The organism is Methylobacterium sp. 275MFSha3.1, assembly GCF_900108435.1.
In the GTDB taxonomy this organism is placed as follows: Bacteria; Pseudomonadota; Alphaproteobacteria; order Rhizobiales; family Beijerinckiaceae; genus Methylobacterium.
On record NZ_FNWP01000002.1, the window covers coordinates 382,058 to 405,543 of the forward strand.

A 23,486-nucleotide genomic window follows, 5' to 3' on the forward strand; every position below is an offset into this window, starting at 1 on the left:
TTATCCTCAGGACGGCGTCCCGAGCCAGCGGAGCGAGCGTCTCAGCCGGGCCGCACCGTCCGCGGCGAACCAGAGTCCGTGCGCGAACACGACCCGTTCCGGCGCCAAGCCGACGAGATCCGCGGCCGCCCGCGCGGCGTCGCGCCGCCGGAGCCTGATCACGAGGCGCAGGTAGGGCGGCGGCTCGCCGTGCGGCGGCGTCATGCGGGCGAGGCGCAGGAGCGGACGCAGCAGCGCCGGCATCTTCGCCGGCTCCAGGTTGAGGACGAGGTCGGTCAGGATCAGCGTGCGGCTCGCGCCGTGGAAGAACGCGACTTCCCGGAAGCCGAACCCGCCCGGCACGACGACCTGGCGCAGGTCCGCCGCCCAGTCGGGCGGCGCCGCATCCTCCAGGACCCGGTCGACGCGCAGGCCGGCGCGTCGGACCTGGCGGCGCTCGCGCAGGTTCGGGGCTGCCCAGGTCAGGGCTTCCGGACACTGCGCCTGCCAGTCCTTCAGGAAGGTCCAGTGGGCGATGTTGGGCGCGACCAGGTGGCGGATCGGTCCGAGCGCGGCGATCGCGCGGTGCAGGCCCGCGTCGTAGCGCGTGGGGGAGTGCAGCCAGACCGATCCGTCCCCGAGACGGACGACGGTCATCCGGACGGGCAGGGGGATGCCGAGGGCGCGGAGCGGCCCGCTGTCGACGATCCAGACGCCCTCGGCCACTGGCTTGAGCACGTCGAGGGGTGGATAGGTCGCGTCCGGCAAATCCCGCTCTCTTCCTCGGCCGCGGGACGTCACGCGCCCGCTCCCGTGCAACGGCGGGGCCGCGGCGGGTTTCCCGGATCCATCGCCGCAGGCCCGGGGCGTCTCACGCCCGCGCGCAGTCGGGCGCGACCGGCTCCATCGGCGGAACCGGGGCGGCGCGCAGCAGCGCGATCGCGAGACCGAGGATCGTCAGCACGTCGCAGGTCAGTCCGAAGACCGAGCCGACCAGGAGATTGTGCCCGGCCCAGCACAGGGAGGCGCCGAGGAAGAGCTGGCGCATCGCCTGCGGCGCCGCCTGGAGCCGCGCGCCGGTGGCGAGCAGCGCGCCCGCGGCCGCGCAGGCCGACGGCCAGCCGTTCCACGTGGCCGCCGTCAGGCACGCCGCCGCGAGGGTGCTCGCGGCGAAGACGGGCGGCACCCAGCCGCCCCGGCCGGGCGCGCCGACGCAGCGGAGGGAGACGAGGCTCTGCAGCACCGAGATGGCGCACATCGCCGTCCCGGTGAGCGCCCCGAGCGTCAGGTAATGCGCGCCGAAGCAGGCGGCACAGGCCGCCGAGGCCGCGAGGATCCAGGCGCGCCGCGGCATCACCCCCGCAGTAAAGCCCAGGATCAGGCCCAGCGACCCGAACAGATCGAGGTGCGTCGCGGCGGCGGCGGACCAGGAATACAGGAATGATGCGGCGTTCATCGTGCGCGACCGGCCGGCGCGGGGGCGCCGTTTCAGTCGATCGCGCTAGGATCGCCCGGTAATCGGATGGTTAACGCCGCCTCCGGCGACGATCGCGACCCGGCGAGCGTGGCCGCGCCGCCGCACCGCGGTCCCGCGCGGCGACCCGCCGTGCCCGCATATCCGTGGGCCCGATCATCGTTCATTCAGTGTGTCGATCTACATCATGTGAGTATTAAACCAAAACAAGATGTTTGAACTCTGGGATTAACATAGATCAGGGGCCGATCCGCGCGTATTGCGCCGGGAACAATGCCTGCGGCTTCCGGTTCTCCGGGCATTCGAGTCGGGACGACACCGCGGCCGTTCGGGCGGGGGTGCGCGCGCGCCCGCTACCGGTGGTGTGAACCGACGCTCCGATGCAGCTTCCCACGTATGACGATCACCATCCCGTCGCCGCGCGGTTCCGGGACTTCATCGGGCCTGGACGACGCCCGCATCTACCCGGCCCTGCTCGCCTTCCTCTGTCGGTACCGCGCGGTACCGCGCGCAGCCGGGCCTGTTCCGGAGCTTCGCGGTGCTGTTCGACCGGGGACGTCCGGCAGGTCGCCGCCGGTCGCGCGTCGGGCGCCTTCGTGATGCGCCGGATGGACAGCTGAGGGCCGACCGATGACGCGTTCCGTTCCGATTGCCGCTCCGTTTCCCGAGGACGAGGAGGCGGTGCTGGCGCTGGCGCGCGCCCTGCGCGAGACCGGCTACACCTTCACCACCGTGACCCCGGCCACCCACGCCCACGTCAATGCCCGGCCGCGGCACGCCGAGGCGCGCAGCCTGCGCGACGTGTTCGGTTGGAGCCGGCCGTTCCGCGCCGACCTGGTCCCGGAGCCGATCCTGCGCCTGATGCGGGCGGCCGGCGCCGTGCTCGAGGACGGCCCGCTGCTGCGGCCGACGCTGCGCGTCTCCAGCCTCGACGGCGAGCTGTTCGTCCATTCCGCGTATCCCCCGAGCGCGGCCGACGCGGTGTTCTTCGGTCCCGACACGATGCGCTTCGCCGCGGGGGTGATCGCGCATCTCGAGGCGCGGTCGCGGCCGGTGCGGCGCGCGGTCGATATCGGCTGCGGCTCGGGTGCGGCCGGGATCTGCGTCGCCAAGCGGGCACCGGGCGCCGAGGTGGTGCTCGTGGACATCAACCCGGCGGCCATGCGGGCGGCGCGCGTCAACGCCCGGCTCGCCGGGACCGACGGGGTCGATGTCCGCCGCAGCGACCTGCTGCGCGACGTCGAGGGCCCGTTCGACCTCATCGTGTCGAACCCACCCTTCATGATCGACACGGCGGAACGGGCCTACCGGCACGGCGGCGGCCCCCTCGGGGCCGGGCTGCCGCTCGCGGTGGCCGAGCAGGCGGCCGGGCGGCTCGCGCCCGGCGGCAGCCTCGTCCTGTTCACCGGCGCGGCGATCGTCGACGGCGAGGACCCGTTCCGCGACGCCGTGGCCGACCTCTGCGACCGGGCCGGGTTGGACTGGACCTACCGCGAGTTCGACCCGGACGCGTACGGCGAGGAACTCGCGACGCCCGCCTACGACGCGGTCGAGCGGCTCGCCCTCGTCGTCCTGACCGCCACGCGCCCGGTGACCCGGCCATGACCGATCCCCTGACCGACAGCTCGACCGACACCTTCCTCCGGGACGCCCTCGCGGGCCTCTCCGCCGAGCCGAAGATGCTGCCGGGAAAGTATCTCTGGGACGAGACCGGCTCGGACCTGTTCGACAGGATCTGCCACAGCGCCGACTACTACCCGACCGCGCAGGAGATGACCGTCCTGCCGCAGGTCGCCGCCGACGTGGCGCGCCGGGTGACGCCGGGGGTGACCGTCGTCGAGTTCGGCAGCGGCGCGAGCCGCAAGATCCGCACGCTCCTCGACGCGCTGCCCGAACCGGCGGCCTACGTGGCGATCGACATCTCCGGGGCGTACCTGGAGGCCGCGATCCGGCGGCTCGCCGCCGATTACCCCGGCATCCCGATGATTCCGGTCTGTGCCGACTACTCGCAGCCGGTCCAGCTGCCGCGAGGGGCCGGGCCGGGGGGCATCCTGGGCTTCTATCCGGGAACGAGCATCGGCAACTTCGACCCGCGCGGGGCCCGGCAGTTCCTCGAGCGCGCGCGCGCCACGCTCGGGCCGAGCCTCTTCCTCGTCGGCGCGGACGGCACCGCCGACCCGGACCGCCTGCAGCGCGCCTACGGGCGCGCCGACGGCCTCATGGCCGCGTTCCACCGCAACATCCTGACGCGGCTGAACCGGGAACTCGGCGCCGATTTCGACCGCGACAATTTCCGGCACGCCGTGCGGATCTGCCCGGACCCGCTGCGGGTCGAGGCCCACCTCGTCGCGACCCGGCCGGCGAGCTACCGGCTGGGCGACCGGACCATCGCGTTCGCGGCGGGGGAGAGCGTCCGCACCGACACGTCGCACAAGTACCCGGCGGACGCCTTCCGGGCGCTCGCGGCCGAGAGCGGCTGGCAGCCCCGCGCCCTGTGGACGGGGGAGGGCGGAGATTTCAACCTCCACCTGCTGCAGGCGGAGGCCTGACCCGGCGCGGAACTCTTCTCCCGACACGCTCGCGCGCGCCGGGCCAGTAGTTGATCCGGCGGCGGGCGCTCTAGACGGCCTCGATCGGCGCGTGCTTGCCGTCGTGGGCGGAGCCCGACTCCATGCTCCGCGTCTCGCCGGCCTGCCGCTGATCCCGGGCCGGCGGCGGGTAATCCGTCAGCGGGCGCCAGGGGGCGGACGGAGTGCCGAGGCGCGCGCCGGACGGCCGCATCGACATCCAGATCGCGACGGCCATCCACGGGACGACGAAGAAGACGAAGGCGGCGAGCCCCACGGCGATCCTCCACAGAACGGTGACGCCGGGAGAACGCCCGAACGGCGGCCCCGGATCCGACGCGATCGGGCCTGGAGCCCGGCGCGGTCAGAACCTACAAGGATGGGCCGCTCGGCCGGGCCCACCGGACCTGATCGGCGGCCCCGCCGGGCGCGGCCCGGTCCGGACGCCCGCGCGGCGCCGCGCAGCCTGCTGGAGCGAGCAATGGCAGATCTTTCCGGAAAGACGGTCCTGGTCACGGCGGCGGGTCAGGGGATCGGGCGCGCCAGCGCGCTCGCCTTCGCCCGCGCCGGGGCGCAGGTCCACGCCACCGACATCAACGTGGACGCCCTCGCCGACCTGCGCGCCGACAACCTCAGCACCGCGACCCTCGACGTGCTAGACGCGGAGGCGGTTGGGGCCCTGGTCGCGCGCATCGGCGCGGTCGACATCCTGTTCAACTGCGCCGGCACCGTCCACGCCGGCACCATCCTGGAGATGCGCGACGACGAGCTCGACTTCGCCCTCGACCTCAACGTCAAGGCGATGATCCGCACGATCCGGGCGGTCCTGCCCGGCATGCTGGAGCGCCGCGACGGCGCCATCGTCAACATGGCCTCGGTGGCCTCCTCGGTGAAGGGCGTGCCCAACCGCTTCGCCTACGGGGTGACGAAGGCGGCGGTGATCGGCCTGACCAAGGCGGTGGCCGCCGACTATGTCGGCCACAACATCCGCTGCAACGCCATCTGCCCCGGCACGGTGGAGAGCCCGTCGCTGCAGGAGCGCATCCGCCAGCAGGGCGACTACGAGCAGACCCGCGCGGCCTTCATCGCGCGCCAGCCGATCGGCCGGCTCGGCACGCCCGAGGAGATCGCCGACCTCGCCGTCTACCTCGCGGGCGCGACCTACACGACCGGCCAGGCCGTCGTGATCGACGGCGGCTGGACGATCTGATCCGCCGGGGCGGGCCTCAGAACCGGGCGACCAGCGCCACGCCGCCGATCATCAGGGCGCCGCCGAGGATGCGCCACAGGCCGGCCTCATGGACCTTGAAGCCCACGAGGCCGAAATGGTCGAGCAGGATCGACGTGACGACGCCCGCCGTCACGATCAATCCGAGGAAGGTGGCGGCCCCGATCCGCGCGGAGACGGAGAGCTGCGCCATCGTCAGGCCCGCGCTCATCACGCCGCCGAGCCACGCCCACCACGGCACCTGCGCGAGGCGGTCCAGCGTCGGCCACCCGTACTGCCCCGTCACCAGCATGGCGACGCAGATCGCCGCGACGCTGACGACGAGGCTCACCACGCCGGCGAGCAGCGGCCGCGCGAGGGACTTGGCGAGGCCCGCGTTCTGGCCCGGTTCGATCGCGGTGGCGATGCCCGCGAGCAGCGCGAAGCCGTACAGGAAGAGCATGCTGGGATCCTAAGGGTGCGAGGCGTTCGGATCGACGGTCCCGTCAGAACGCCGCCACGAGGGTGACGCCCGCGACCATCAGCGCGCCGCCGAGGATGCGCCAGCGCCCGGCGCGGTGGCGCTCGAAGCCCACGAGGCCGTGATGGTCGAGGAGGATCGAGCCGACCACGCCCGCGGTGATCACGCAGCCCAGGAACGGCGCCGCGCCGACTTTCTCGGAGATGTAGAGCTGCGCCAGGACGACCGCCGCCCCGAGCACGCCGCCCGGCCAAGCCCACCAGGGCACGGGCGTGGCCGCTTCGGCCTGGGAGCGGCCGCGCAGCCGGGCGACGGCCATCGCGGCGAGGAAGCAGGCGATCGCGAGGCCGAAGCAGAACAGGCCGGCCAGCATCGGCTGCCCCGTGACCTTCGCCAGCGTGGCGTTCTGGCCCGGCTCGATGGCGTTCGCGACGCCGGCCACGAGGGCGATGCCGTAGAGATACCACTTGGACAAGGCGGCGCCTTCCCGACGAGGAGTGGATCGCACCCGGACGGGGCGGTCTGCTGCCAAACCCGCCGCCGCGCCGGGTGACTGCATCACAGGCCCGGTCGGCGCCGGGACAGATCGCCCCAGGGCGGGGCGGGGCAGGGTGAGGCCGGGCGGGCCGGGCGCGGCGCGGGAACGTTTCCGGCCCCTCGCGTGCTGTGCCTGTGGCAGCCCGAGTGGACGATGGACGCCCGCAGCCCGACGATCACGCCGACGACGCAGGACCGTCAGGCCGAGCTGACCCTGCGGGGGATCGCGCTCGGCGCGGCCATCACAGTCGTGTTCATGGCCGCCAACCTCTACATGGGCCTGAAGACCGGGATGACGTTCTCGTCCTCGATCCCGGCCGCGATGATCTCGATGGGCGCGTTCCGGCTGATGGGCGGCGCCGGCATCCTCGAGAACAACATCGTGCAGACGCAGGCCTCGGCGGCCGGCACCCTGTGCAACGTCATCCTGGCGCTTCCCGGGCTCGTCCTCGTCGGCCACTGGCACGGCTTCCCGTTCTGGCAGACCACGGCGGTCTGCCTGCTGGGCGGCCTCCTCGGCGTCGCCTTCTCGATCCCGCTCCGCCGCGCCCTCGTGTCGGGCAGCGATCTCCCCTATCCCGAGGGCATCGCCGCCGCGGAGGTGCTCAGGACCGGCCACGAGGAGCAGGGCGGCCACGGCCTGCGGGACCTGCTCGGGGCCGCCGCGGCCGCCGGGACGATCGGGCTCGCCACCACGGGGCTGAAGGTCCTGGGCGAGGGGCTCAACGGCGCGGTCAGCCTCGGCGGCGCGGTGTTCCGCACCGGGACCGGCTTCTCGCTGGCGCTGGTCGGCGTCGGCTACCTCGTGGGCATCGGCGCCTGCCTCGCGCTGCTGACCGGCGTCCTGATCGCCTGGGGGATCGCGGTCCCGATCCTCACCGCCCTGTCGCCCGATCCCGCCAAGTCGGCGGGCGCGGCCGCCGAGGCGGTTTGGTCGGGCCAAGTGCGCCTCATGGGCGCCGGTATCATCGCGGTGGGCGGGCTCTGGACCGTGGGCTCGCTGGCGCGCCCGATCCTCGGGAGCATCCGCGCCGCCCTGTCGGGCAGTGGCGGTCTCGGCAAGGATCACCCGCGCGAGGACCGCGACCTGCCGATCACCTGGGTGGCCGCCGCGACCCTGGGCCTGTGCGTGCCGCTCGCGCTGCTGTTCTGGGCCTTCGCCGGGGCCGCCGACCTCGGCGGCCTGACGATCGTGCTGGCGGTGGCCGCCACCCTGTTCACCGTCCTGTTCGGCTTCCTGATGGCGGCGGCCTGCGGCTACCTCGCGGGCCTGCTGGGCTCCTCGTCGAGCCCGATCTCGGGGATCGGCATCCTGACTACGATGGCGACCGCGCTGCTCCTGCCCCTGGTCCTGGGGCATTCCGCCGGGCCCGAGGGAGACCGGTTCGTCACCGGCATGGCGCTGCTGCTGACGTCGGTCATCATCACCACCTCGTCGATCGCCAACGACAACCTGCAGGACCTGAAGACCGGGCAGGTGCTCGGCGCCACGCCCTGGCACCAGCAGGTCGCGCTCATCCTCGGCGTCGGGGTCGGCGCCGTGGTGATCGCCCCGCTCCTGTCGCTGCTCTACGAGGCCTACGGCTTCGTCGGTGCCCCCGCGCGGGACGGGCAGGACGCGGGGAGCGCCATGCCGGCGCCCCAGGCGGCCCTGATGACCCAGATCGCCAACGGCATCACGCACGGCGAGTTGCCCTGGACCATGGTGCTGATCGGCGCCGGGCTCGGGGTTGTCCTGGTGGCGGCCGAGACGTGGCTGAAGCGACGCGACCTCACCTTCCCGGCCCTGACGGTCGGCATCGGCATGTACCTGCCGCTCTCGGTGGAGATGACGATCGCCATCGGCGGCATCCTCGGCTGGGTCGCCGAGCGCCGGCTGCGCGCCCGGGTCGGCGCGAAGGGCGACGCGAAGGCCGACAAGGCGGTCGGCACTGCCCGCCGCCGGGGTGTCCTCCTCGCGTCCGGGTTCCTCGTCGGCGAGAGCTTCGTGGGCGTGCTGCTCGCCGGCACCGACCTCCTGGCGGGCCACAGCTCGGCGATCGCCGTGGCCGGCAAGGATTTCGCGCCCTACGCCACCGGGCTCGGCCTCGCGGTCTTCCTGGCGGGGCTCGCCGTCTACCTGCGGATGGTCTCGCGACCGGAAGCGGTCCCGCGGGAGGCGTGACGGATCCGCCGGCGCCCCGGGCGGGTTCCCCGCAGGACGCCGTCGCCCGCGCGGCCGCGGCCTCCGCCACGCCGGAGTTGCGCATGAGAGCGGCTGACAGAGCGGCTGACAGGGCGGTTGAGAGAGCGGCCGACACCCGGGAGCGCGTCTTCCCCGTGAGCGCCGGCATCCTGTTCGGGCTCGGCCTCGGCGGCTTCTTCGACGGGATCGTGCTGCACCAGATCCTGCAATGGCACCACATGCTGAGCAGCTGGTACCCGATCGACACGATCCCGAACCTCGAGCTGAACACCCGCTGGGACGGCCTCTTCCACAGCGCGACCTACGTCTTCGTGGTCCTCGGGCTGTTCCTCCTCTGGCGCGCCGCGCATCGCACGCACCTCTACTGGTCCAGCAAGCTGCTCGCCGGGTCGCTCCTGATCGGCTGGGGCCTGTTCAACCTCGTCGAGGGCCTGATCGACCACGAGATCCTCGGCGTGCACCACGTCAACGAGCGGGCACCGCCGGAGCAGTGGCTCTACTGGGACATCGGCTTCCTGCTCTGGGGCGGCGCCATGCTGGCCGCGGGTCTGGGCCTCGTGGTGGTCGGCAAGGGCGAGGAGGCGTCGCTGGCGCGGAATCCCGCGTGAGGGCCGCCGGTCCCGGCCTGCGCCCGGTCCTGCCCTGGCTCGCCCTGGCTCGCCCTGGCGGCCGGCCTGAGCCTCGCCACCCTGCCGGCCTGGCGGCCCCTGGTCTTCGGGACCGCGCTCACCGTCGAGGATCTTCTCACGCTCCGCTGCCTGACGCGCTGAATCCCGCGTCCCGGCCCGTTCCGTAGGCCCCTTCTCACGCCCCTTCGGCCGCCTCGCCGAGCAGCGTCCGGACGAACCGGCGGGTGCGCGGGTCGGCCGGCCGGCCGAAGACGTCGGCGGCCGCGCCCTGCTCGACGATATGCCCCCCTTCCAGGAACACCACCGTGTCGGCGACGCGCCGCGCGAGGCGCAGGTCGTGGGTCGCCATCAGCATGGTCGTGCCCGCGTTCGCGAGGCCGGCGAGCACGTCCACCACCTCGGCGGCGAGTTCCGGGTCGAGGGCCGAGGTCGGCTCGTCGCAGAGCAGCAGGCGCGGGGAGGGGGCCAGCGCCCGGGCGATCGCCACCCGCTGCTGCTGGCCGCCCGACAGGCTGGCGGGCCAGTCCGCGGCCTTGTGGGCGAGGCCGACGCGCTCCAGCAATTCCAGGGCGCGCGCCCGCGCCCGGTCCTGCGGCCACTTGCCGACGGTGACGAGCCCCTCGGTGACGTTCTCCATCACGGTCCGGTGGGGGAAGAGCTGGAAATTCTGGAACACCATGCCGGTCTGCCGGCGCACGGCGAGCACGTCCCGCCGCGCCGGCGGGCTGCCGGGCCGGAAGGTGAGGCGTATGTCGCCGAGGGTCAGCGTCCCGGCCTGCGGGACCTCCAGCAGGTTCGCGCAGCGCAGGAGCGTCGACTTGCCCGAGCCCGAGGGGCCGATCAGCGCCGTGACCCGCCCCTCCGGCACCGCGAGGTCGACGCCCCGCAGGACCGGGTTGTCGCCGAAGCGCTTCTCGATGGCCGACAGGGCGATCACGCGCGGGCCTCCAGGTAGCCGCCGTAGCGCCCGAGGCGCCGCTCCAGCAGCGTCTGGAGCCAGGACAGGAGCGTCGACAGGACGAGGTAGATCAGCGCCACCTCGATGTAGAGGATCAGCGGCTCGTAGGTGACGGCGACGATGCGCTGGGCCGCCTGGAACAGCTCCGGCACCGTGATGGCGGCCGCGAGCGAGGTGTCCTTCACCAGCGCGATGAAGGAGTTGGCGAGCGACGGCACCGCCACCCGCGCCGCCTGGGGCAGGATCGTGCGGCGCAGGGCCTGGACCGGATTCATGCCGGTGGCGTAGGCCGCCTCCCACTGGCCCTTCGGGATAGAGGCGATGGCGGCGCGGACGATCTCCGACGTGTAGGCGCCGACGTTGAGGGTGAACCCGATCACGGCGGCCGGGAAGGCGTCGATCAGGATGCCGGCGCTCGGCAGGCCGTAGAAGATCACGAACAGCTGCACGAGGAGCGGCGTGCCCCGGAAGATCCACACGTAGAACCACGCCAGGGCCGCCAGGGGCCGGGGCGCGAACAGGCGCACGAGGGCGGTCCCGAGCCCCAGCGCGAGGCCCAGCACGAAGGTGATGAGCGTCAGCGGCACGGTGAAGCGCAGTCCGGCCGCGAGCAGCGGCCCCAGCGACTGGAGCATGAGGTCGAGCCAGTGCGGCACGGGGCGGCGTCTCCTACCGGGCGATCGAAGCGTGGGGCTGTACGGGGCGGCGCCCCGGGCGGGACTCGTCCGGGCGGGCCCTCTGCGGACGGTCTACTTGGAGACGTCGGCCCCGAAGTACTTCTGGGCGATCGCCGCGTAGCTGCCGTCGGCCCTGATCGCCTCCAGCGCCTTGTCGATCGCCGCCTTAAGGGCCGGGTTGTTCTTGCGCATGATGATCCCGGAGGCGTCCGCGTCGGCCTGCTCGGCGGCGATCTTCACGGGGGCGTTCGGCTTCTGCTTGTGGAAGTCTAGGAACGACAGGCTGTCGTTGACGGTGGCGTCGGCGCGGCCGGTGAGGACGAGCTGGATCGACTGGTCGAAGCCGTCCGTCCCGACGAGCTCGGCGCCGGACTGCTCGGCGAGGCGCGCGAAGTTGCTGGAGAGGCTCTGGGCGGCCTTCTTGCCCTTGAGATCCGCGAAGGACTTGATGTCGGACCGGTCCGCCCGGGTGATCAGCACGGCCCGCGCGCGGATGTAGGGCTCGGAGAAGTCGAACTTCGCCTGCCGCTCCTTGGTGATGCCGACCTGGTTGATCACCACGTCGTAGCGCTTGCCGTCGAGCCCGGCGATCAGCCCGTCCCACTTGCCCTCGAGGAATTGCGGCGCGACGCCCAGCTGCTCGGCGACCTTGCGGCCGATCTCGACGTCGAAGCCGACGAGCTGCCCGGACGCGTCGTGGAACGTGAAGGGCGCGTAGGTGCCCTCGGTGCCGATGCGCAGGGTCTTGGCGGCGCGAATCGCGTCGAGATCGTCGGCCCGCGCGGGCGCGCCGGCGATTGCGCCGAGGAGCGTCGCCGCGACGAGCGCCGCGACGCGGCTCGCAGAGAAGAATCGCATTACAGTAGCTCCGAAAAGAAAACGCCGTTCTCGTGCGGCCGCCGCGCCCGATCTCGGCTGTCGATGGACAAAGCAAAGAAGATCTCGGCCGTACAGGAAAGCCGGTGGGCTTGTCGACAGCGCGGTGCGCGCGGTCCGGAACGCGCCAGGACCGAGGCCGCGTGCTAAGAGGCGGCCGGATCCCGCCCGCGGACACGGTCGTCCGCCGGGATGCGCGATCCCGGCAGAAGGACCGCGCATGACCTCGTCCGTCCCCGCCTATCGCGGCGTCTTCCCGGTCGCCCCCACGGTCTTCGACGCCGCGGGCGCCCTCGACCTCGACGGGCAGCGCCGGGCCGTCGACTTCATGATCGACGCCGGCAGCCAGGGCCTGTGCATCCTGGCGAACTTCTCCGAGCAGTTCGTCCTCACCGACGACGAGCGCGAGCGGGTGATGGACGCCGTGCTGGACCACGTGGCCGGCCGCGTGCCGGTGATCGTGACGACGACGCACTTCGCCACGCAGGTCTGCGCCGAGCGCTCGCGCCGCGCCCAGGAGGCCGGCGCCGCGATGGTGATGGTCATGCCGCCCTATCACGGCGCCACGATCCGCGTGCCGGAGCTCGGCATCGTCGACTTCTTCCGCGCGGTCTCGGACGCGATCTCGATCCCGATCATGATCCAGGACGCGCCGGTGGCCGGCACGCCGCTGTCGGCACCGCTCCTGGCGCGCATGGCCCGGGAGATCGCGAACGTCGCCTACTTCAAGATCGAGACCGCGGGCGCCGCGGCCAAGCTCCGCGAGCTGATCGCGCTCGGCGGCGACGCGGTCGTGGGCCCCTGGGACGGCGAGGAGGCGATCACCCTGATGGCCGACCTCGACGCCGGCGCGACGGGTGCGATGACCGGCGGCGGCTACCCGGACGGCATCCGCCAGATCACCGACGCCTACGCGGCCGGGCGTCGCGACGAGGCGATGGACGCCTACGCGCGCTGGCTGCCGCTCATCAACTACGAGAACCGGCAGTGCGGCCTGCTCGCCTGCAAGGCGCTGATGGCCGAGGGCGGCGTGATCGCGAGCGAGACCGCGCGGCTGCCGATCCAGCCCCTGCACCCGGCGACGCGGGCCGGCCTGATCGAGCTCGCCCGGCGGAACGACGCGCTGGTCCTGCGCTGGGGCCGCTGAGCCGCTCGCCCCGACTCAGTGCGCCGCCGCGGCCGGCGCCCGGGTCCCGAGCACGCCCGCGAGCCGGCGCACCGCCTCCCGCGCCAGGTCCGGGCTGATGGCGAAGCACATCCGCACCAGGCCCTCGCCCTCGGGTCCGAAGGCGGTGCCGGGCGCCACGCCGACCTTGGCCTCCCGCAGCAGGCGCAGCGCTAGGTCGAGGCTCGGCTCGTCGCCGCCCATCCGGGCCATGAGGTAGAAGGCTCCGTCCGGCGGCGCGACCGTGACGCCCGGGAGGCGCGACAGCCCCTCCACCAGGATCGCCCGGGCCTCGGCGCAGCGGTCCACCATCGTCCGGATGAAGCCGTCGCCCTCCTCGAGGGCCGCGATGCAGGCGTGCTGGACGAAGGTCGGGATCGAGGTGGTGCTGTACTGCCCGAGCTTGGCGAAGGTCGGCGCGAGGCCGCGGGGATAGATCACCCAGCCGGCCCGCCAGCCGGTCATCGCCCAGTTCTTCGAGAAGGTGTTGGTCACGATCAGCCGGTCGTCCTCCGTGCAGATCTGCAGGAAGGACGGCGCGATCCGGTTGCCGTAGGTGAAGTGGGCGTAGACCTCGTCCGAGAGGATCCAGAGGCCGCGCTCCCGGGCGAGGTCGCGCAGGGCCGTCATCTCGGCGAGCGGCATGGTCCAGCCCGTCGGGTTCGAGGGCGAGTTCACCATGATCACCCGGGTGCGCGGCGTGATCGCCGCCGCGATGTCGGTGAGCGGCAGCGCGAAGCGCCCGTCCGACAGGCGGCGGTACGGCACCGTCACGGGCACGCCGCCGGCGATGCGGACCGCCTCGCCGAGGTTGGGCCAGGCCGGGGAGGGGATGATCATCTCGTCGCCCGGCTCCAGCAGCACCTGGGCCGCCTGCATGATCGCGTTCATGCCGCCCGCCGTGACGCCGAACCGGTCCGGCGGAATCTCCACGCCCCAGTGGCGGGCATGGTAGGCGCCGAGCGCCGCCCTCAGCGCCGGCAGCCCCAGCGACGTGGTGTAGCGGGTGTGCCCGTCGAGCATCGCCCGGTGCGCGGCCTCGACGATGAAGGGCGGCGTCGGCAGGTCGCCCTCGCCGATCCACAGCTTCACCACCTCCGGGTCGTCCCGCCCGCGATCCGCCACGAGGCCGATCTGGCTCGTGCCGATGCCGCGGATGCGCTCCGAGAGCGCGGCGGCGAGATCGACGGGCGCGGCGGAGACGAGGGTGTCGGCCATGGCGGCGCGTGCTCTCCGTGCGTCGGGACGCGGCGTCCCGTCGCGCGGCGCGCGTCCAGGGGCCCGCGTGGTCCCGACCTGTGAGGAATCCGGCGAGCCTGACGCGTTCGGGCGCGGACGTCCAGACCCCGAGGCCGGATCGACCCCGGACGCCGGCGCATGGCCAGGGCGCCGCACCGGCGGCACAAGATGTTTTGACTTTTCAGAAATTTCTGAAATTGCTATACGCCGAGTCGCGCACAGAGCCGGAGGCACGACGTGCTCGCCAACCTCGATCCCTTGATCCTCGCCCGCATCCAGTTCGGGTTCACGGTCGCCTTCCACATCGTGTTCCCGGCTTTCTCGATCGGCCTCGCGAGCTTCCTCGCCGTTCTGGAAGGGCTCTGGCTCGCCACCGGGCGCCAGGTCTTCATGGATCTGTTCAAGTACTGGCTCAAAATCTTCGCCATCGCCTTCGCGATGGGCGTCGTGTCCGGCCTGGTGATGTCCTACCAGTTCGGCACGAACTGGTCGGTCTTCTCCGACAAGACCGGCCCGGTGCTGGGGCCGATGATGGCCTACGAGGTGCTCTCGGCCTTCTTCCTGGAGGCGGGCTTCCTCGGCGTGATGCTGTTCGGGATGCGCAAGGTCGGGCCGCGGCTGCACTTCGCGGCGACGCTGATGGTGGCGGTCGGGACCTGCTTCTCGGCGTTCTGGATCCTGGCGGTGAACTCGTGGATGCAGACGCCGGCGGGCTACGGCACGAATGCCGAGGGCCAGTTCGTGCCGCTGGACTGGTGGGCGATCGTGTTCAACCCGTCCTTCCCGTACCGCCTCGTGCACATGGTCCTGGCCGCCTACCTGACGACGGCCCTGGTGGTGGGCGCGGTCGGCGCGTGGCACCTGCTGCGCGACCGGGCCAACCCGGCGGCCCGGACGATGTTCTCGATGGCGATGTGGATGGCCGCCCTGGTCGCGCCGGTCCAGATCCTCGCGGGCGACGCGCACGGCCTCAACACGCTGGAGCACCAGCCCGCCAAGGTCATGGCCATGGAGGGGCACTTCCAGAGTCACCCGGACGGCGCGCCGCTGGTGCTGTTCGGCCTGCCCGACCAGGAGGCCGGCACCGTGCGCTACGCGGTCGAGATCCCGAAGCTGTCGTCGCTGGTGCTGAAGCACGCCCTCGACGCGCCCCTGAAGGGGCTCGACAGCCTGCCGCGGTCGGAATGGCCGCCGGTGCCGATCGTGTTCTGGTCGTTCCGCATCATGGTCGGCCTCGGCATGCTGATGCTGCTCCTGGGCGCCCTCAGCCTCCTCGCCCGCTGGCGCGGCACCCTCTACGCGTGGCGCCCCCTGCACCGCTTCGCGGTGGCCATGGGCCCGGCGGGCTTCGTGGCGGTGCTGGCCGGCTGGATCACCACTGAGGTCGGGCGCCAGCCCTACACGGTCTACGGACTGCTGCGCACGGCGCAGTCGGCCTCGCCGCTGCACGCGCCGGCGGTGGCGGCCTCGCTCACCGCCTTCGTGGTGATCTACTTCGCGGTCTTCGCCATGGGCACCGGCTACATGCTGCGCCTGATGGGCCAGCCCCCGCATGCCGGCGAGAGCGGGATCGAGCCCGGCGCGCCGATCCGGACGGCGGGCATCACGCCCGCCCCGGCGATCGACCCCGACCGCCACCTCCAGCCGGCCGAGTGAGGGACCCATGGCCTACAGCGTCGATCTCACGGTGGTCTGGGCGCTCGTGATCGCCTTCGCGGTCTTCGCCTACATCGTCATGGACGGCTTCGACCTCGGCATCGGCCTCCTGTTCCCGGTCCTGCCGCCGGGCGCGGAGCGCGACACCGCCATGAACTCGGTCGCGCCGGTCTGGGACGGCAACGAGACCTGGCTGGTGCTCGGCGGCGGCGGCCTGTTCGCCGTCTTCCCGCTGGCCTACGCGGTGATCCTGCCGGCGCTCTACGCGCCGATCATCGCGATGCTGCTCGGGCTGATCTTCCGCGGCGTCGCCTTCGAGTTCCGCTGGCGCGACCCCCGCCACCGCGCCGCCTGGGACGTGGCCTTCGCGGGCGGCTCGCTGGTGGCGGCCCTCGCCCAGGGCATCACGCTGGGCGCGCTCCTGCAGGGCATCGCGGTCGAGGGGCGGGCCTATGCCGGCGGCTGGTGGGATTGGCTCACGCCCTTCAGCGTCCTCGTCGGCGCGAGCCTGGTCGTCGCCTACGCGCTGCTCGGGGCGACGTGGCTGGTGATGCGCACCGAGGGCCTGCTCCAGGTGCGGGCCCGGCGCCTGGCCCTGCGCCTCACCGCGGCGACGGTGGCGGCCATCGCCCTCGTCAGCGCGGTGACGCCGTTCCTCCAGGGCCGCTACTACGAGCGCTGGCTGGCGATGCCGAACGTGCTCGTCACCGCGCAGGTGCCGCTGCTCGTGGCGCTCGCGGCCTACGCCCTGTGGCGCACCCTGCGGGGCGGCGCCGAGCGGGCGCCCTTCCTGATCGCGCTGGGGCTGTTCGCCCTGACCTTCCTGGGGCTCGGCATCAGCATCTTCCCCGACATCGTGCCGGGCCGGATCACGATCTGGCAGGCGGCCGCGCCCGAGGCGAGCCAGATCTTCCTGCTGGCCGGCGCGTCGGTTTTGATCCCGATCATACTGGCCTACACCGCGTACGCGTACTGGGTCTTCCGCGGCAAGGTCGACGCGCACGGATATCACTGATGGCACCCGCAGCAGCACAGCCCCTCTGGAAGCGCCTCGCGTGGTTCGCGGGGCTCTGGGCCTCCAGCATCGTCGGCCTCGGCTTCGTCGCGACGGTCCTGCGGTATTGGCTCAAGAGCTGATAGACCGGGGCGGCGCCCGCCCGATTATCGCCCGCGTCGGATCCCTGCCGTGCAACTGCCCCCGCTCGTCCAGACCTTCGTGCTGCATTTCGGCGAGATGGGCTCGCGCTGGGGCATCAACCGGACCGTGGGGCAGATCTACGCCCTGCTGTTCGTCGCCGAGCGGCCGCTCAACGCCGACGAGATCGTCGAGCGGCTCGGCGTGTCGCGCTCCAACGTCAGCATGGGCCTGAAGGAGCTCCAGGCCTGGAACCTCGTCCGGCTCCAGCACCGGCCCGGCGACCGGCGCGACTACTTCACGACGCCCGAAGACATCTGGCAGATCGTCCGCACGCTGGTCGAGGAGCGCAAGAAGCGCGAGGTCGACCCGACCTTGACCCTCCTGCGCGAGCTCCTGATGCAGGAGCCGGCGACCGAGGAGGAGCGGCACGCCCAGGCGCGCCTGCGGGAGATGCACGACCTCTTCGAGCTGTTCGCCGGCTGGTACGCGGACGTGCGCCGCCTCGACACCGAGCGCCTCGTCCAGCTCCTGACGCTCGGCTCGAAGGTCCAGAAGGTCCTGGAGATGAAGGATCGCCTGACCCGCCTGCCGGGCCGGATCGGCGGCCGGTCGGCCAAGTCGGACTGAGCCGCCTCGCGACCGATCAGGCCTCGGCGAGCGCCCCCCGGTAGAGGGCGATGAGCGAGGCGCCGACATGCTCGATGTGGCGCCGCAGGCACGCGGCCGCCGCCTCGAACGCGCGGTCCTCGCACAGGGCCAGGATCTGCGCGTGCTCGCTGACCGCGCGGGTCGCGTCCTCGGAGGTCGCGATCTGCAGCCGCGTCGGCCGCTCGCAATCCTGCAGCAGCGCGGAGATGATCGCCAGCGACCGCGGACGGCCGGCGTGCCGGATCAGGTCGAGGTGGAAGCGGCTGTTCAGGTCGCCCCACCGGAGGACCTGACCGGTCTCCAGCGCCGCGCCGTACTCCTTCGAGAGGGCGTCGAGATCGCGGATGTCGTCGCGGGTCAGGTGCGGGGCCGAGAGCAGGAGCAGTTCCGGCTCGAGCTGGACGCGCAGCTGGAAGATGTCTTCCACCTCCTGCAGCGAGAGGCCCGTCACGACCGCCCCGCGGTGCGGCACGATCCGCACGAGCTTGCTGGCTTCCAGCTGCAGCAGGGCCTCGCGCACCGGGATCCGGCTGATCCCGAATTCCTCCGCCAGAGCGTCCTGGCGCAGTTGCACCCCCGGCGGCAGTTCACCGTTCAGGATCTGCTCGCGGAGCGAGTCCGCGACGGCCGCCGCCACGGTCTTGTGCCGCAGTCGGTCGGGTGCGGGACGTCCGGGGAACGCAGGGGACATCAACGCCTCGGAGAAAACGTATACATTTATACAAGGCACCTTACTGCCCGGAAAACGCGCCGCTGTCCAATGCCAGATTGTCCTGGGGAAACTTGAAGTTTGCTTGGCCGAGAGTCGCAACAGGGCGACAAGTCTCGGGCGTTCTCCGACAGATGTATCAGCAAGGAACAGGCCGTCGCCGGCAAGGCGCCAGGCCCGCCGGTAACGCACGTTCGTGAATACGGCATTGATCCAAGTGAATGACGTGCCCGGATCGCGCGCGCCGGCCGCGATTCACCGGTCCGCCGGATCGTGCCGGAGCGGCGGCGCGGCCCAGGGCGCTTGGCCGAGGGTCTGGGCGAGATGGGCGATCAGCGCCGTCACCCGCGCCGGCCGCGGATCGCCCGGCGGCATGACGAGGTGCAGGGCGATCGGCGGCGGCGACCAGGCCGGCAGCACCCGCTCGAGGCGCCCGGCTTCGAGGTCGTCCCAGATCATGAAGTCGGGCTGCAAGGCGAGGCCGAGGCCGGCCCGCAGCGCCGGCGCCAGCGCCTCGGCGTTGTTCGCCCGGAGCTGGCCCGCCGGCACCACGACGGCCTCCGCGCCGCTCCCGTCCACGAAGCGCCAGCGGTCCGGCGTCGGCAGGTAGGCGTAGCCGAGGCAGGTGTGGTGGACGAGGTCGTCCGGGTGCTCGGGCCGGCCGTGCCGGTCGAGATAGGCGGGCGTGGCGACCAGCGAGCGGCGGATCTCGCAGAGCCGGCGCGCGCGCAGGGAGGAATCCGGCAGGGCCGCGATGCGCAGCCCGATGTCGAACCCGCCGCCGACGAGGTCGACGACCGCGTCCGACAGGTGGAGATCCACCGAGACGGCCGGGTACTCCCGGAGGAAGGCCGGCAGGATCGGGGCCACGTGCATCACCCCGAAGGTCATCGGCGCCGCGAGCCGCACCAGCCCGCGCGGCTCCGCGGCGCCCGCCGTCGCCAGCGCCTCCGCGGCCTCGCCCTCGGCGAGGATGCGCGCGGCGCCGTCCTTGGCGGCCTGCCCGGCCTCGGTGAGGGCGAGCTTCCGCGACGTGCGGTTGAACAGGCGGGCGCCGATCCGCAGTTCGAGCCGGCTCACCGCCTTCGAGACCGTGGCCTTCGACAAGCCCAGTTCCGCGGCGGCGCGGCCGAAGGAGCCGGTCTCCACCACCTTGGCGAACACGGCCCAGGCCTCGAAATCGGGCAGTCTCATCGATCAGATCCGGAAACGATAGGTTTCCACCGTTTCTATTTTCGCCGCCGATGGCAAGGGGCACATTCCCGTCATCGCAACAGGCCGCCCACCGCGGCCTTCCGTCGGGAGACATCGCCATGGTTCAGACCGGCCTCCACCACGTCACGGCCTTCTCCGGGCCGGCCCTGCGCAACCTCGACTTCCACACCCGAATCCTCGGGCTGCGTCTGGTGAAGAAGACCGTCAATTTCGACGATCCGGGCACCTACCACCTGTACTACGGCGACGCGGCCGGGCGGCCCGGCACGATCCTGACCTTCTTCCCCGTCGAGCACGCCGCGCCGGGCCGGGTCGGGATCGGCGAGACCCAGGAGACGGCCTTCCGGGTTCCCCGCGCCTCCATCGGCTGGTGGACCCACCGGCTCATCGAGAAGGGCGTGGCCCACGAGCCGCTGGTCCAGGTCTTCGGCGCGCCGACGCTGCGCTTCCGCGACCCGGACGGCATGATGCTCGCGCTGGTGGGCGTCGATGTCGGCGACGCGGAGGGCTGGGCGTCGAGCGAGGTGCCGGCCGAGCACGCGATCCGCGGCCTGCACGGCGTCACGCTCCTCCTCGACAGGGCCGAAGCGACCGCCGCGATCCTCACGGAGGTGCTCGGGCTGGAGGAGGTCGGCCGCGAGGGCAACCTGATCCGCTTCGCGGGCAGCGCCGAGCTCGGCGGTCTCGTCACCCTGCGGGCCGTCGGCGGGTTCCTGCCCGGCCGCCCGGGGGCGGGCTCGGTCCACCACATCGCGTTCCGGGCGGCGGACGACGCCGCGCAGGCCGCGATGGGCCGGGCGCTCGCGGCGCGGGGGCTCCACGTCACCGAGCAGCGCGACCGCCAGTACTTCCGCTCGATCTACTTCCGCGAGCCCGGCGGCGTGCTGTTCGAGATCGCCACCGACGCGCCCGGCTTCGCGGTGGACGAGCCGATCGAGGCCCTCGGCCAGGCCCTCAAGCTCCCCGCCGGCCTCGAGCCGCACCGGGCCGAGATCGAGGCCGTGCTGCCCAAGGTCGCCTGATCCGCGACCTCCACGCCCGCCCCGCGCCCGCGCGGGGCGGGACCTCTCCCCGTCACCCGTGAGGCCATCATGACCCAGGACACCGCCGGCTTCATCCACCGCTTCGAGCCCGGTCCCGACACCGCGCGTCCGCTGCTGCTCCTGCACGGGACCGGCGGCGACGAGAACGACCTCCTGCCCCTCGGCCGCACGGTCGCGCCGGAGGCCGCCCTGCTGGCGCCCCGCGGCGCCGTCAGCGAGAACGGCATGCCGCGCTTCTTCCGGCGCCTGGCGGAGGGCGTCTTCGACGAGGCGGACCTGCGCCGCCGCACCGGTGACCTCGCGGCCTTCGTGGCGGCCGCCCGGACGCGGTACGGGCTCGGGACGCCGGTGGCGCTGGGCTTCTCGAACGGCGCCAACATCGCCGCGTCGCTGCTGCTGCTCCGGCCGGAGACCCTGGCGGGCGCGGTCTTGATCCGCCCGATGGTGCCGTTCGCCGAGCCCCCGGCCGCGGATCTCGCCGGCCGGCCGGTCCTGATCCTCTCCGGGGCGATGGACCCGATCGTGCCCGCCGAGAACGCGCGGCGCCTCGCGCAGCAGCTCACCGCGGCCGGAGCCCGCGTCGAGCACCGGATCCTGCCGACGGGCCACGGCCTGTCGCAGGCCGATATCGGCTTGGCGCTGAACTGGCTTCGCGGCCTCACACTTCCCGAAGCGGCCTGAGCCGGCCGCGCACGACAGGACGGAGCGTTCGACGATGCCCCCGATCTATTCTTCCAGTGCGACCGCCCTGCTGCCGGTGACCGGCCGGGTCCTGATGAGCGCGATCTTCCTCGTGAGCGGCGCCGGCAAGCTCGCGGCCCCGGCCGCGACGCTCGCCACCATCGAGGCCGCCCACCTGCCGCTGCCGCCGCTCGCCTACGCGGCGGCGACCTCCGTGGAGGTCGTCGGCGGGCTGCTGCTCGTCGCCGGCTACCGCACCCGGCTGGTCGCCCTGGCCCTCGCGCTCTTCGCGGTGGCCACCGCGGTGACCTTCCACGCGGCCCTCGGCGACCAGAACCAGATGTTCCACTTCCTGAAGAACCTCGCCATGGCCGGCGGCTTGCTTCAGGTCGCGGCCTTCGGGGCCGGCCCGCTCAGCCTCGACGCGCGGCAGGGCCGAGCCTGACCGGTCCGTCGGTCCGCGCGACCCCTCCTTCTCGCCCTCTGCCTTCTCGACCCTCGGGAGACCACGATGCCCTACTTCACCGCGCAGGACGGCACCCAGATCTACTACAAGGACTGGGGCGCCGGGCAGCCGGTGGTCTTCAGCCACGGCTGGCCGCTCAACGGCGACGCCTGGGAGGACCAGATGCTGTTCCTCGCGGAGCGCGGGTTCCGGGTCATCGCCCATGACCGGCGCGGGCACGGTCGCTCCGGGCAGCCCTGGTCGGGCAACGACATGGACACCTTCGCGGACGACCTCGCCGGGCTGATCGCCCATCTCGACCTGCGCGACGCGGTGCTGGTCGGCCACTCCACCGGCGGCGGCGAGGTCGCCCGCACCATCGGGCGGCACGGGACGGCGCGCATCGCCAAGGCGGTCTTGGTCGGGGCCGTGACGCCCCAGATGGTCCGGACCGACGCGAACCCGGGCGGCCTGCCCCGGGACGTGTTCGACGGCATCCGGGACTCGGTCCTGCGCGACCGATCCCAGTTCTTCAAGGACCTGAGCGGCCCGTTCTACGGCGCGAACCGCGCCGGCGCCGCGGTCAGCGAAGGCCTGCGGGACACGTTCTGGATGCAGGGCATGATGGCGGGCCTGCGGAACGTGCACGCCTGCGTGGCGGCTTTCTCGGAGACCGACTTCACCGAGGACCTGAAGCGCATCGACGTGCCGACCCTGCTCGTGCACGGCGACGACGACCAGATCGTGCCGATCGACGCCGCCGCGCGCGCCGCCGTCAAGCTCGTGCCGGGCGCCGTGCTGAAGGAGTATCCGGGCGCCCCGCACGGGCTGGCCGCCACCCACAAGGACCGGCTCAACGCCGACCTGCTCGCCTTCATCCAGGGCTGAGATCCCGGGTCGCGTTGACCGGCGGCCTTCCCCGCGCCGGTTCGGGCTCCTAAAGCCTGCGACGGGCCGCGCCGCGGCTCGTCAGACGCCAGAAGCCGCACGGATCCCCGCATGCCGACCTCCGACGCACCGCTCACCATCGGGATCATCGGCGCGGGAATCATGGCCGAGCGCCTGCTCGGCGCGATCCACGGGGCGGCGGACTTGCCCGTGCGGGTCGCGGCGATCTGGGATCCGGCCCCGGCGGCCCTGGACCGGATCGGCGCGGCCTTCCCGGCGGTGCCGCGGGTGGCCGATTCCGCCGCCGTCGTGGCGGCGAGCGACTGCGTCTACGTCGCCTCGCCGCCCGCCTCGCATCTCGGCTACGCCCGCGCCGCCCTGGCCGCCGGCCGGAGCGTCTTCTGCGAGAAGCCGCTGGCCATCGATCGCGCCGATGCCCGCGCCTTCGTGGCGGAGGCGAGGGGCGCGGGCGCGGTCAATTTCCCGTTCGCCTCGTCGCCGGGCGTGGCGACGATCGAGCGCTGGATCGCGGCCGGCGCGGTCGGCACGCCCCGGGCGCTCACCGTCGCGGTGGCGTTCGCCCGCTGGCCCCGGCCCTGGCAGGCCGACGCCGCCCGCTGGCTCGACGCGCGGGGCGAGGGCGGCTTCACCCGCGAGGTGGTCTCGCACTTCCTGTTCCTGGCCCGCCGCCAGCTCGGCCCGCTCGCCGGGCTCGCCGGACGGATCGACTTCCCGGAACCGGGCCGGTCCGAGCGCGCGATCGACGTGACGCTCACGGCGGGCGGGATCCCCGTCACCCTGACAGGCCGGGTCGGGGGCGTCGCGGCCGACGACCACAACACGTGGACGCTGGAGGGCGACGCGGGCGCCGTCCGGCTGCGCGACTGGGCCATCGCCGAGCGACGGGGCGCCGACGGGCGCTTCGAGCCGGAGCCCGACGCGATCCCGAACGAGAAGCTGCGGCCGATCACGCTCCGGCGCCAGCTCGAGGGCGTCGTCCGCATGGCGCGCGGCGAGCCCCACCACCTCGCCACCTTCGCGGAGGCGCTCGACGTGCAGGAGGTCGTCGAGGCGATCCTGACCCTGTGA

General features: G+C 72.8%; 26 protein-coding genes. 15 read left to right on the forward strand and 11 right to left on the reverse strand.

Annotated features, from left to right (window positions below):
* Positions 1-6: 6 nt before the first annotated feature.
* A complete protein-coding gene (locus tag BLW78_RS01750; protein ID WP_091676086.1) occupies positions 7-747 on the reverse strand; it encodes a DUF4336 domain-containing protein in 741 nt (246 codons plus the stop codon).
* Positions 748-850: 103 nt separating this feature from the next.
* On the reverse strand, positions 851-1,435 hold the full coding sequence (locus BLW78_RS01755; protein ID WP_091676091.1) for a YgjV family protein: 585 nt from the start codon (positions 1,433-1,435) through the stop codon (positions 851-853).
* A gap of 648 nt (positions 1,436-2,083) precedes the next feature.
* Here BLW78_RS01755 and BLW78_RS01760 point away from each other — a divergent pair.
* Entirely contained in the window at positions 2,084-3,058 is a 975-nt protein-coding gene (locus BLW78_RS01760) for a methyltransferase (RefSeq protein ID WP_091676094.1), read from the forward strand.
* Positions 3,055-4,002: an L-histidine N(alpha)-methyltransferase gene (gene egtD, locus BLW78_RS01765; protein ID WP_091676096.1), complete on the forward strand. Its 948-nt coding sequence runs from the start codon at positions 3,055-3,057 to the stop codon at positions 4,000-4,002. The genes BLW78_RS01760 and egtD overlap by 4 nt, the downstream gene beginning before the upstream one ends.
* Before the next feature lie 70 nt (positions 4,003-4,072).
* Here egtD and BLW78_RS01770 read toward each other — a convergent pair whose 3' ends face one another.
* Positions 4,073-4,297 (reverse strand): hypothetical protein, encoded by a 225-nt coding sequence (locus tag BLW78_RS01770; RefSeq protein ID WP_020090971.1) that lies wholly within the window; start codon positions 4,295-4,297, stop codon positions 4,073-4,075.
* 204 nt (positions 4,298-4,501) lie between these two features.
* Between BLW78_RS01770 and BLW78_RS01775 the strand changes: the two genes are divergently transcribed.
* Positions 4,502-5,230, forward strand: coding sequence for an SDR family oxidoreductase (locus tag BLW78_RS01775; RefSeq protein WP_091676099.1), 729 nt, complete (start codon positions 4,502-4,504; stop codon positions 5,228-5,230).
* 16 nt (positions 5,231-5,246) lie between these two features.
* Here BLW78_RS01775 and BLW78_RS01780 read toward each other — a convergent pair whose 3' ends face one another.
* Positions 5,247-5,690, reverse strand: coding sequence for a DMT family transporter (locus tag BLW78_RS01780; RefSeq protein WP_020090969.1), 444 nt, complete (start codon positions 5,688-5,690; stop codon positions 5,247-5,249).
* Positions 5,691-5,733: 43 nt separating this feature from the next.
* Positions 5,734-6,183 (reverse strand): DMT family transporter, encoded by a 450-nt coding sequence (locus BLW78_RS01785; RefSeq protein ID WP_091676101.1) that lies wholly within the window; start codon positions 6,181-6,183, stop codon positions 5,734-5,736.
* Between the two features lie 216 nt (positions 6,184-6,399).
* Between BLW78_RS01785 and BLW78_RS01790 the strand changes: the two genes are divergently transcribed.
* Positions 6,400-8,409, forward strand: a complete 2,010-nt coding sequence (locus BLW78_RS01790) for an OPT family oligopeptide transporter (protein ID WP_091676104.1) — start codon at positions 6,400-6,402, stop codon at positions 8,407-8,409.
* Between the two features lie 155 nt (positions 8,410-8,564).
* Positions 8,565-9,038, forward strand: a complete 474-nt coding sequence (locus BLW78_RS01795; protein ID WP_091676107.1) for a DUF2243 domain-containing protein — start codon at positions 8,565-8,567, stop codon at positions 9,036-9,038.
* 196 nt (positions 9,039-9,234) lie between these two features.
* Here BLW78_RS01795 and BLW78_RS01800 read toward each other — a convergent pair whose 3' ends face one another.
* The 3 genes from BLW78_RS01800 to BLW78_RS01810 all read right to left on the reverse strand — a co-directional run bounded on the left by BLW78_RS01800 (position 9,235) and on the right by BLW78_RS01810 (position 11,552).
* Positions 9,235-9,996: an amino acid ABC transporter ATP-binding protein gene (locus BLW78_RS01800; RefSeq protein WP_091676111.1), complete on the reverse strand. Its 762-nt coding sequence runs from the start codon at positions 9,994-9,996 to the stop codon at positions 9,235-9,237.
* Positions 9,993-10,673, reverse strand: coding sequence for an amino acid ABC transporter permease (locus BLW78_RS01805; RefSeq protein ID WP_056522924.1), 681 nt, complete (start codon positions 10,671-10,673; stop codon positions 9,993-9,995). The genes BLW78_RS01800 and BLW78_RS01805 overlap by 4 nt, the downstream gene beginning before the upstream one ends.
* A 93-nt stretch (positions 10,674-10,766) precedes the next feature.
* Complete coding sequence (locus BLW78_RS01810; RefSeq protein WP_091676114.1) at positions 10,767-11,552, reverse strand: amino acid ABC transporter substrate-binding protein; 786 nt, start codon at positions 11,550-11,552, stop codon at positions 10,767-10,769.
* 238 nt (positions 11,553-11,790) lie between these two features.
* Between BLW78_RS01810 and BLW78_RS01815 the strand changes: the two genes are divergently transcribed.
* Positions 11,791-12,717, forward strand: a complete 927-nt coding sequence (locus tag BLW78_RS01815; RefSeq protein ID WP_091676117.1) for a dihydrodipicolinate synthase family protein — start codon at positions 11,791-11,793, stop codon at positions 12,715-12,717.
* Between the two features lie 15 nt (positions 12,718-12,732).
* Here the strand turns inward: BLW78_RS01815 and BLW78_RS01820 are convergent, their stop codons facing one another.
* Positions 12,733-13,953: a pyridoxal phosphate-dependent aminotransferase gene (locus BLW78_RS01820; protein WP_091676120.1), complete on the reverse strand. Its 1,221-nt coding sequence runs from the start codon at positions 13,951-13,953 to the stop codon at positions 12,733-12,735.
* Between the two features lie 258 nt (positions 13,954-14,211).
* Here BLW78_RS01820 and BLW78_RS01825 point away from each other — a divergent pair, with 258 nt between their 5' ends.
* Genes BLW78_RS01825 through BLW78_RS01840 form a run of 4 tightly spaced genes read left to right on the forward strand, consistent with a single transcriptional unit; the run spans position 14,212 to position 17,395 of the window.
* Entirely contained in the window at positions 14,212-15,630 is a 1,419-nt protein-coding gene (locus tag BLW78_RS01825; protein ID WP_091676122.1) for a cytochrome ubiquinol oxidase subunit I, read from the forward strand.
* 7 nt (positions 15,631-15,637) lie between these two features.
* Complete coding sequence (gene cydB, locus BLW78_RS01830; protein ID WP_091676125.1) at positions 15,638-16,645, forward strand: cytochrome d ubiquinol oxidase subunit II; 1,008 nt, start codon at positions 15,638-15,640, stop codon at positions 16,643-16,645.
* Entirely contained in the window at positions 16,645-16,767 is a 123-nt protein-coding gene (locus BLW78_RS01835) for a DUF2474 family protein (protein ID WP_012321840.1), read from the forward strand. Before cydB ends, BLW78_RS01835 begins: the two co-directional genes overlap by 1 nt.
* A 49-nt stretch (positions 16,768-16,816) precedes the next feature.
* Positions 16,817-17,395 carry a GbsR/MarR family transcriptional regulator gene (locus BLW78_RS01840; protein ID WP_020090956.1) on the forward strand — a complete coding sequence of 193 codons (579 nt, stop codon included), beginning with the start codon at positions 16,817-16,819 and terminating at the stop codon, positions 17,393-17,395.
* 16 nt (positions 17,396-17,411) lie between these two features.
* Here BLW78_RS01840 and BLW78_RS01845 read toward each other — a convergent pair whose 3' ends face one another.
* Together BLW78_RS01845 and BLW78_RS01850 are read right to left on the reverse strand one after the other, a co-directional pair.
* On the reverse strand, positions 17,412-18,107 hold the full coding sequence (locus tag BLW78_RS01845) for a GntR family transcriptional regulator (protein WP_091676127.1): 696 nt from the start codon (positions 18,105-18,107) through the stop codon (positions 17,412-17,414).
* A 273-nt stretch (positions 18,108-18,380) separates the two neighbouring features.
* Positions 18,381-19,319, reverse strand: a complete 939-nt coding sequence (locus BLW78_RS01850) for a LysR family transcriptional regulator (RefSeq protein WP_091676130.1) — start codon at positions 19,317-19,319, stop codon at positions 18,381-18,383.
* Between the two features lie 119 nt (positions 19,320-19,438).
* Here BLW78_RS01850 and BLW78_RS01855 point away from each other — a divergent pair, with 119 nt between their 5' ends.
* The 5 genes from BLW78_RS01855 (at position 19,439) to BLW78_RS01875 (ending at position 23,486) form a co-directional block, all read left to right on the forward strand.
* Positions 19,439-20,362 carry a ring-cleaving dioxygenase gene (locus tag BLW78_RS01855; protein ID WP_042670591.1) on the forward strand — a complete coding sequence of 308 codons (924 nt, stop codon included), beginning with the start codon at positions 19,439-19,441 and terminating at the stop codon, positions 20,360-20,362.
* 69 nt (positions 20,363-20,431) lie between these two features.
* Positions 20,432-21,064 (forward strand): alpha/beta hydrolase, encoded by a 633-nt coding sequence (locus BLW78_RS01860; RefSeq protein ID WP_091676133.1) that lies wholly within the window; start codon positions 20,432-20,434, stop codon positions 21,062-21,064.
* 34 nt (positions 21,065-21,098) lie between these two features.
* Positions 21,099-21,509 carry a DoxX family protein gene (locus BLW78_RS01865; protein ID WP_020090951.1) on the forward strand — a complete coding sequence of 137 codons (411 nt, stop codon included), beginning with the start codon at positions 21,099-21,101 and terminating at the stop codon, positions 21,507-21,509.
* A 66-nt stretch (positions 21,510-21,575) separates the two neighbouring features.
* Positions 21,576-22,397: an alpha/beta fold hydrolase gene (locus BLW78_RS01870; RefSeq protein ID WP_091676135.1), complete on the forward strand. Its 822-nt coding sequence runs from the start codon at positions 21,576-21,578 to the stop codon at positions 22,395-22,397.
* A gap of 111 nt (positions 22,398-22,508) precedes the next feature.
* On the forward strand, positions 22,509-23,486 hold the full coding sequence (locus tag BLW78_RS01875; protein ID WP_091676137.1) for a Gfo/Idh/MocA family protein: 978 nt from the start codon (positions 22,509-22,511) through the stop codon (positions 23,484-23,486).

Excerpts from the sequence above, each read along its gene's own strand:
- BLW78_RS01865 (WP_020090951.1), top strand. The coding sequence starts at position 21,099 with ATGCCCCCGATCTATTCTTCCAGTGCGACCGCCCTGCTGCCGGTGACC.
- BLW78_RS01845 (WP_091676127.1), bottom strand. The coding sequence starts at position 18,107 with ATGTCCCCTGCGTTCCCCGGACGTCCCGCACCCGACCGACTGCGGCAC.
- BLW78_RS01755 (WP_091676091.1), bottom strand. The coding sequence starts at position 1,435 with ATGAACGCCGCATCATTCCTGTATTCCTGGTCCGCCGCCGCCGCGACG.
- BLW78_RS01835 (WP_012321840.1), top strand. The coding sequence starts at position 16,645 with ATGGCACCCGCAGCAGCACAGCCCCTCTGGAAGCGCCTCGCGTGGTTC.
- BLW78_RS01775 (WP_091676099.1), top strand. The coding sequence starts at position 4,502 with ATGGCAGATCTTTCCGGAAAGACGGTCCTGGTCACGGCGGCGGGTCAG.
- egtD (WP_091676096.1), top strand. The coding sequence starts at position 3,055 with ATGACCGATCCCCTGACCGACAGCTCGACCGACACCTTCCTCCGGGAC.
- BLW78_RS01815 (WP_091676117.1), top strand. The coding sequence starts at position 11,791 with ATGACCTCGTCCGTCCCCGCCTATCGCGGCGTCTTCCCGGTCGCCCCC.
- BLW78_RS01870 (WP_091676135.1), top strand. The coding sequence starts at position 21,576 with ATGCCCTACTTCACCGCGCAGGACGGCACCCAGATCTACTACAAGGAC.
- cydB (WP_091676125.1), top strand. The coding sequence starts at position 15,638 with ATGGCCTACAGCGTCGATCTCACGGTGGTCTGGGCGCTCGTGATCGCC.
- BLW78_RS01875 (WP_091676137.1), top strand. The coding sequence starts at position 22,509 with ATGCCGACCTCCGACGCACCGCTCACCATCGGGATCATCGGCGCGGGA.
- BLW78_RS01810 (WP_091676114.1), bottom strand. The coding sequence starts at position 11,552 with ATGCGATTCTTCTCTGCGAGCCGCGTCGCGGCGCTCGTCGCGGCGACG.
- BLW78_RS01780 (WP_020090969.1), bottom strand. The coding sequence starts at position 5,690 with ATGCTCTTCCTGTACGGCTTCGCGCTGCTCGCGGGCATCGCCACCGCG.
- BLW78_RS01855 (WP_042670591.1), top strand. The coding sequence starts at position 19,439 with ATGGTTCAGACCGGCCTCCACCACGTCACGGCCTTCTCCGGGCCGGCC.
- BLW78_RS01850 (WP_091676130.1), bottom strand. The coding sequence starts at position 19,319 with ATGAGACTGCCCGATTTCGAGGCCTGGGCCGTGTTCGCCAAGGTGGTG.
- BLW78_RS01790 (WP_091676104.1), top strand. The coding sequence starts at position 6,400 with ATGGACGCCCGCAGCCCGACGATCACGCCGACGACGCAGGACCGTCAG.
- BLW78_RS01820 (WP_091676120.1), bottom strand. The coding sequence starts at position 13,953 with ATGGCCGACACCCTCGTCTCCGCCGCGCCCGTCGATCTCGCCGCCGCG.
- BLW78_RS01860 (WP_091676133.1), top strand. The coding sequence starts at position 20,432 with ATGACCCAGGACACCGCCGGCTTCATCCACCGCTTCGAGCCCGGTCCC.
- BLW78_RS01760 (WP_091676094.1), top strand. The coding sequence starts at position 2,084 with ATGACGCGTTCCGTTCCGATTGCCGCTCCGTTTCCCGAGGACGAGGAG.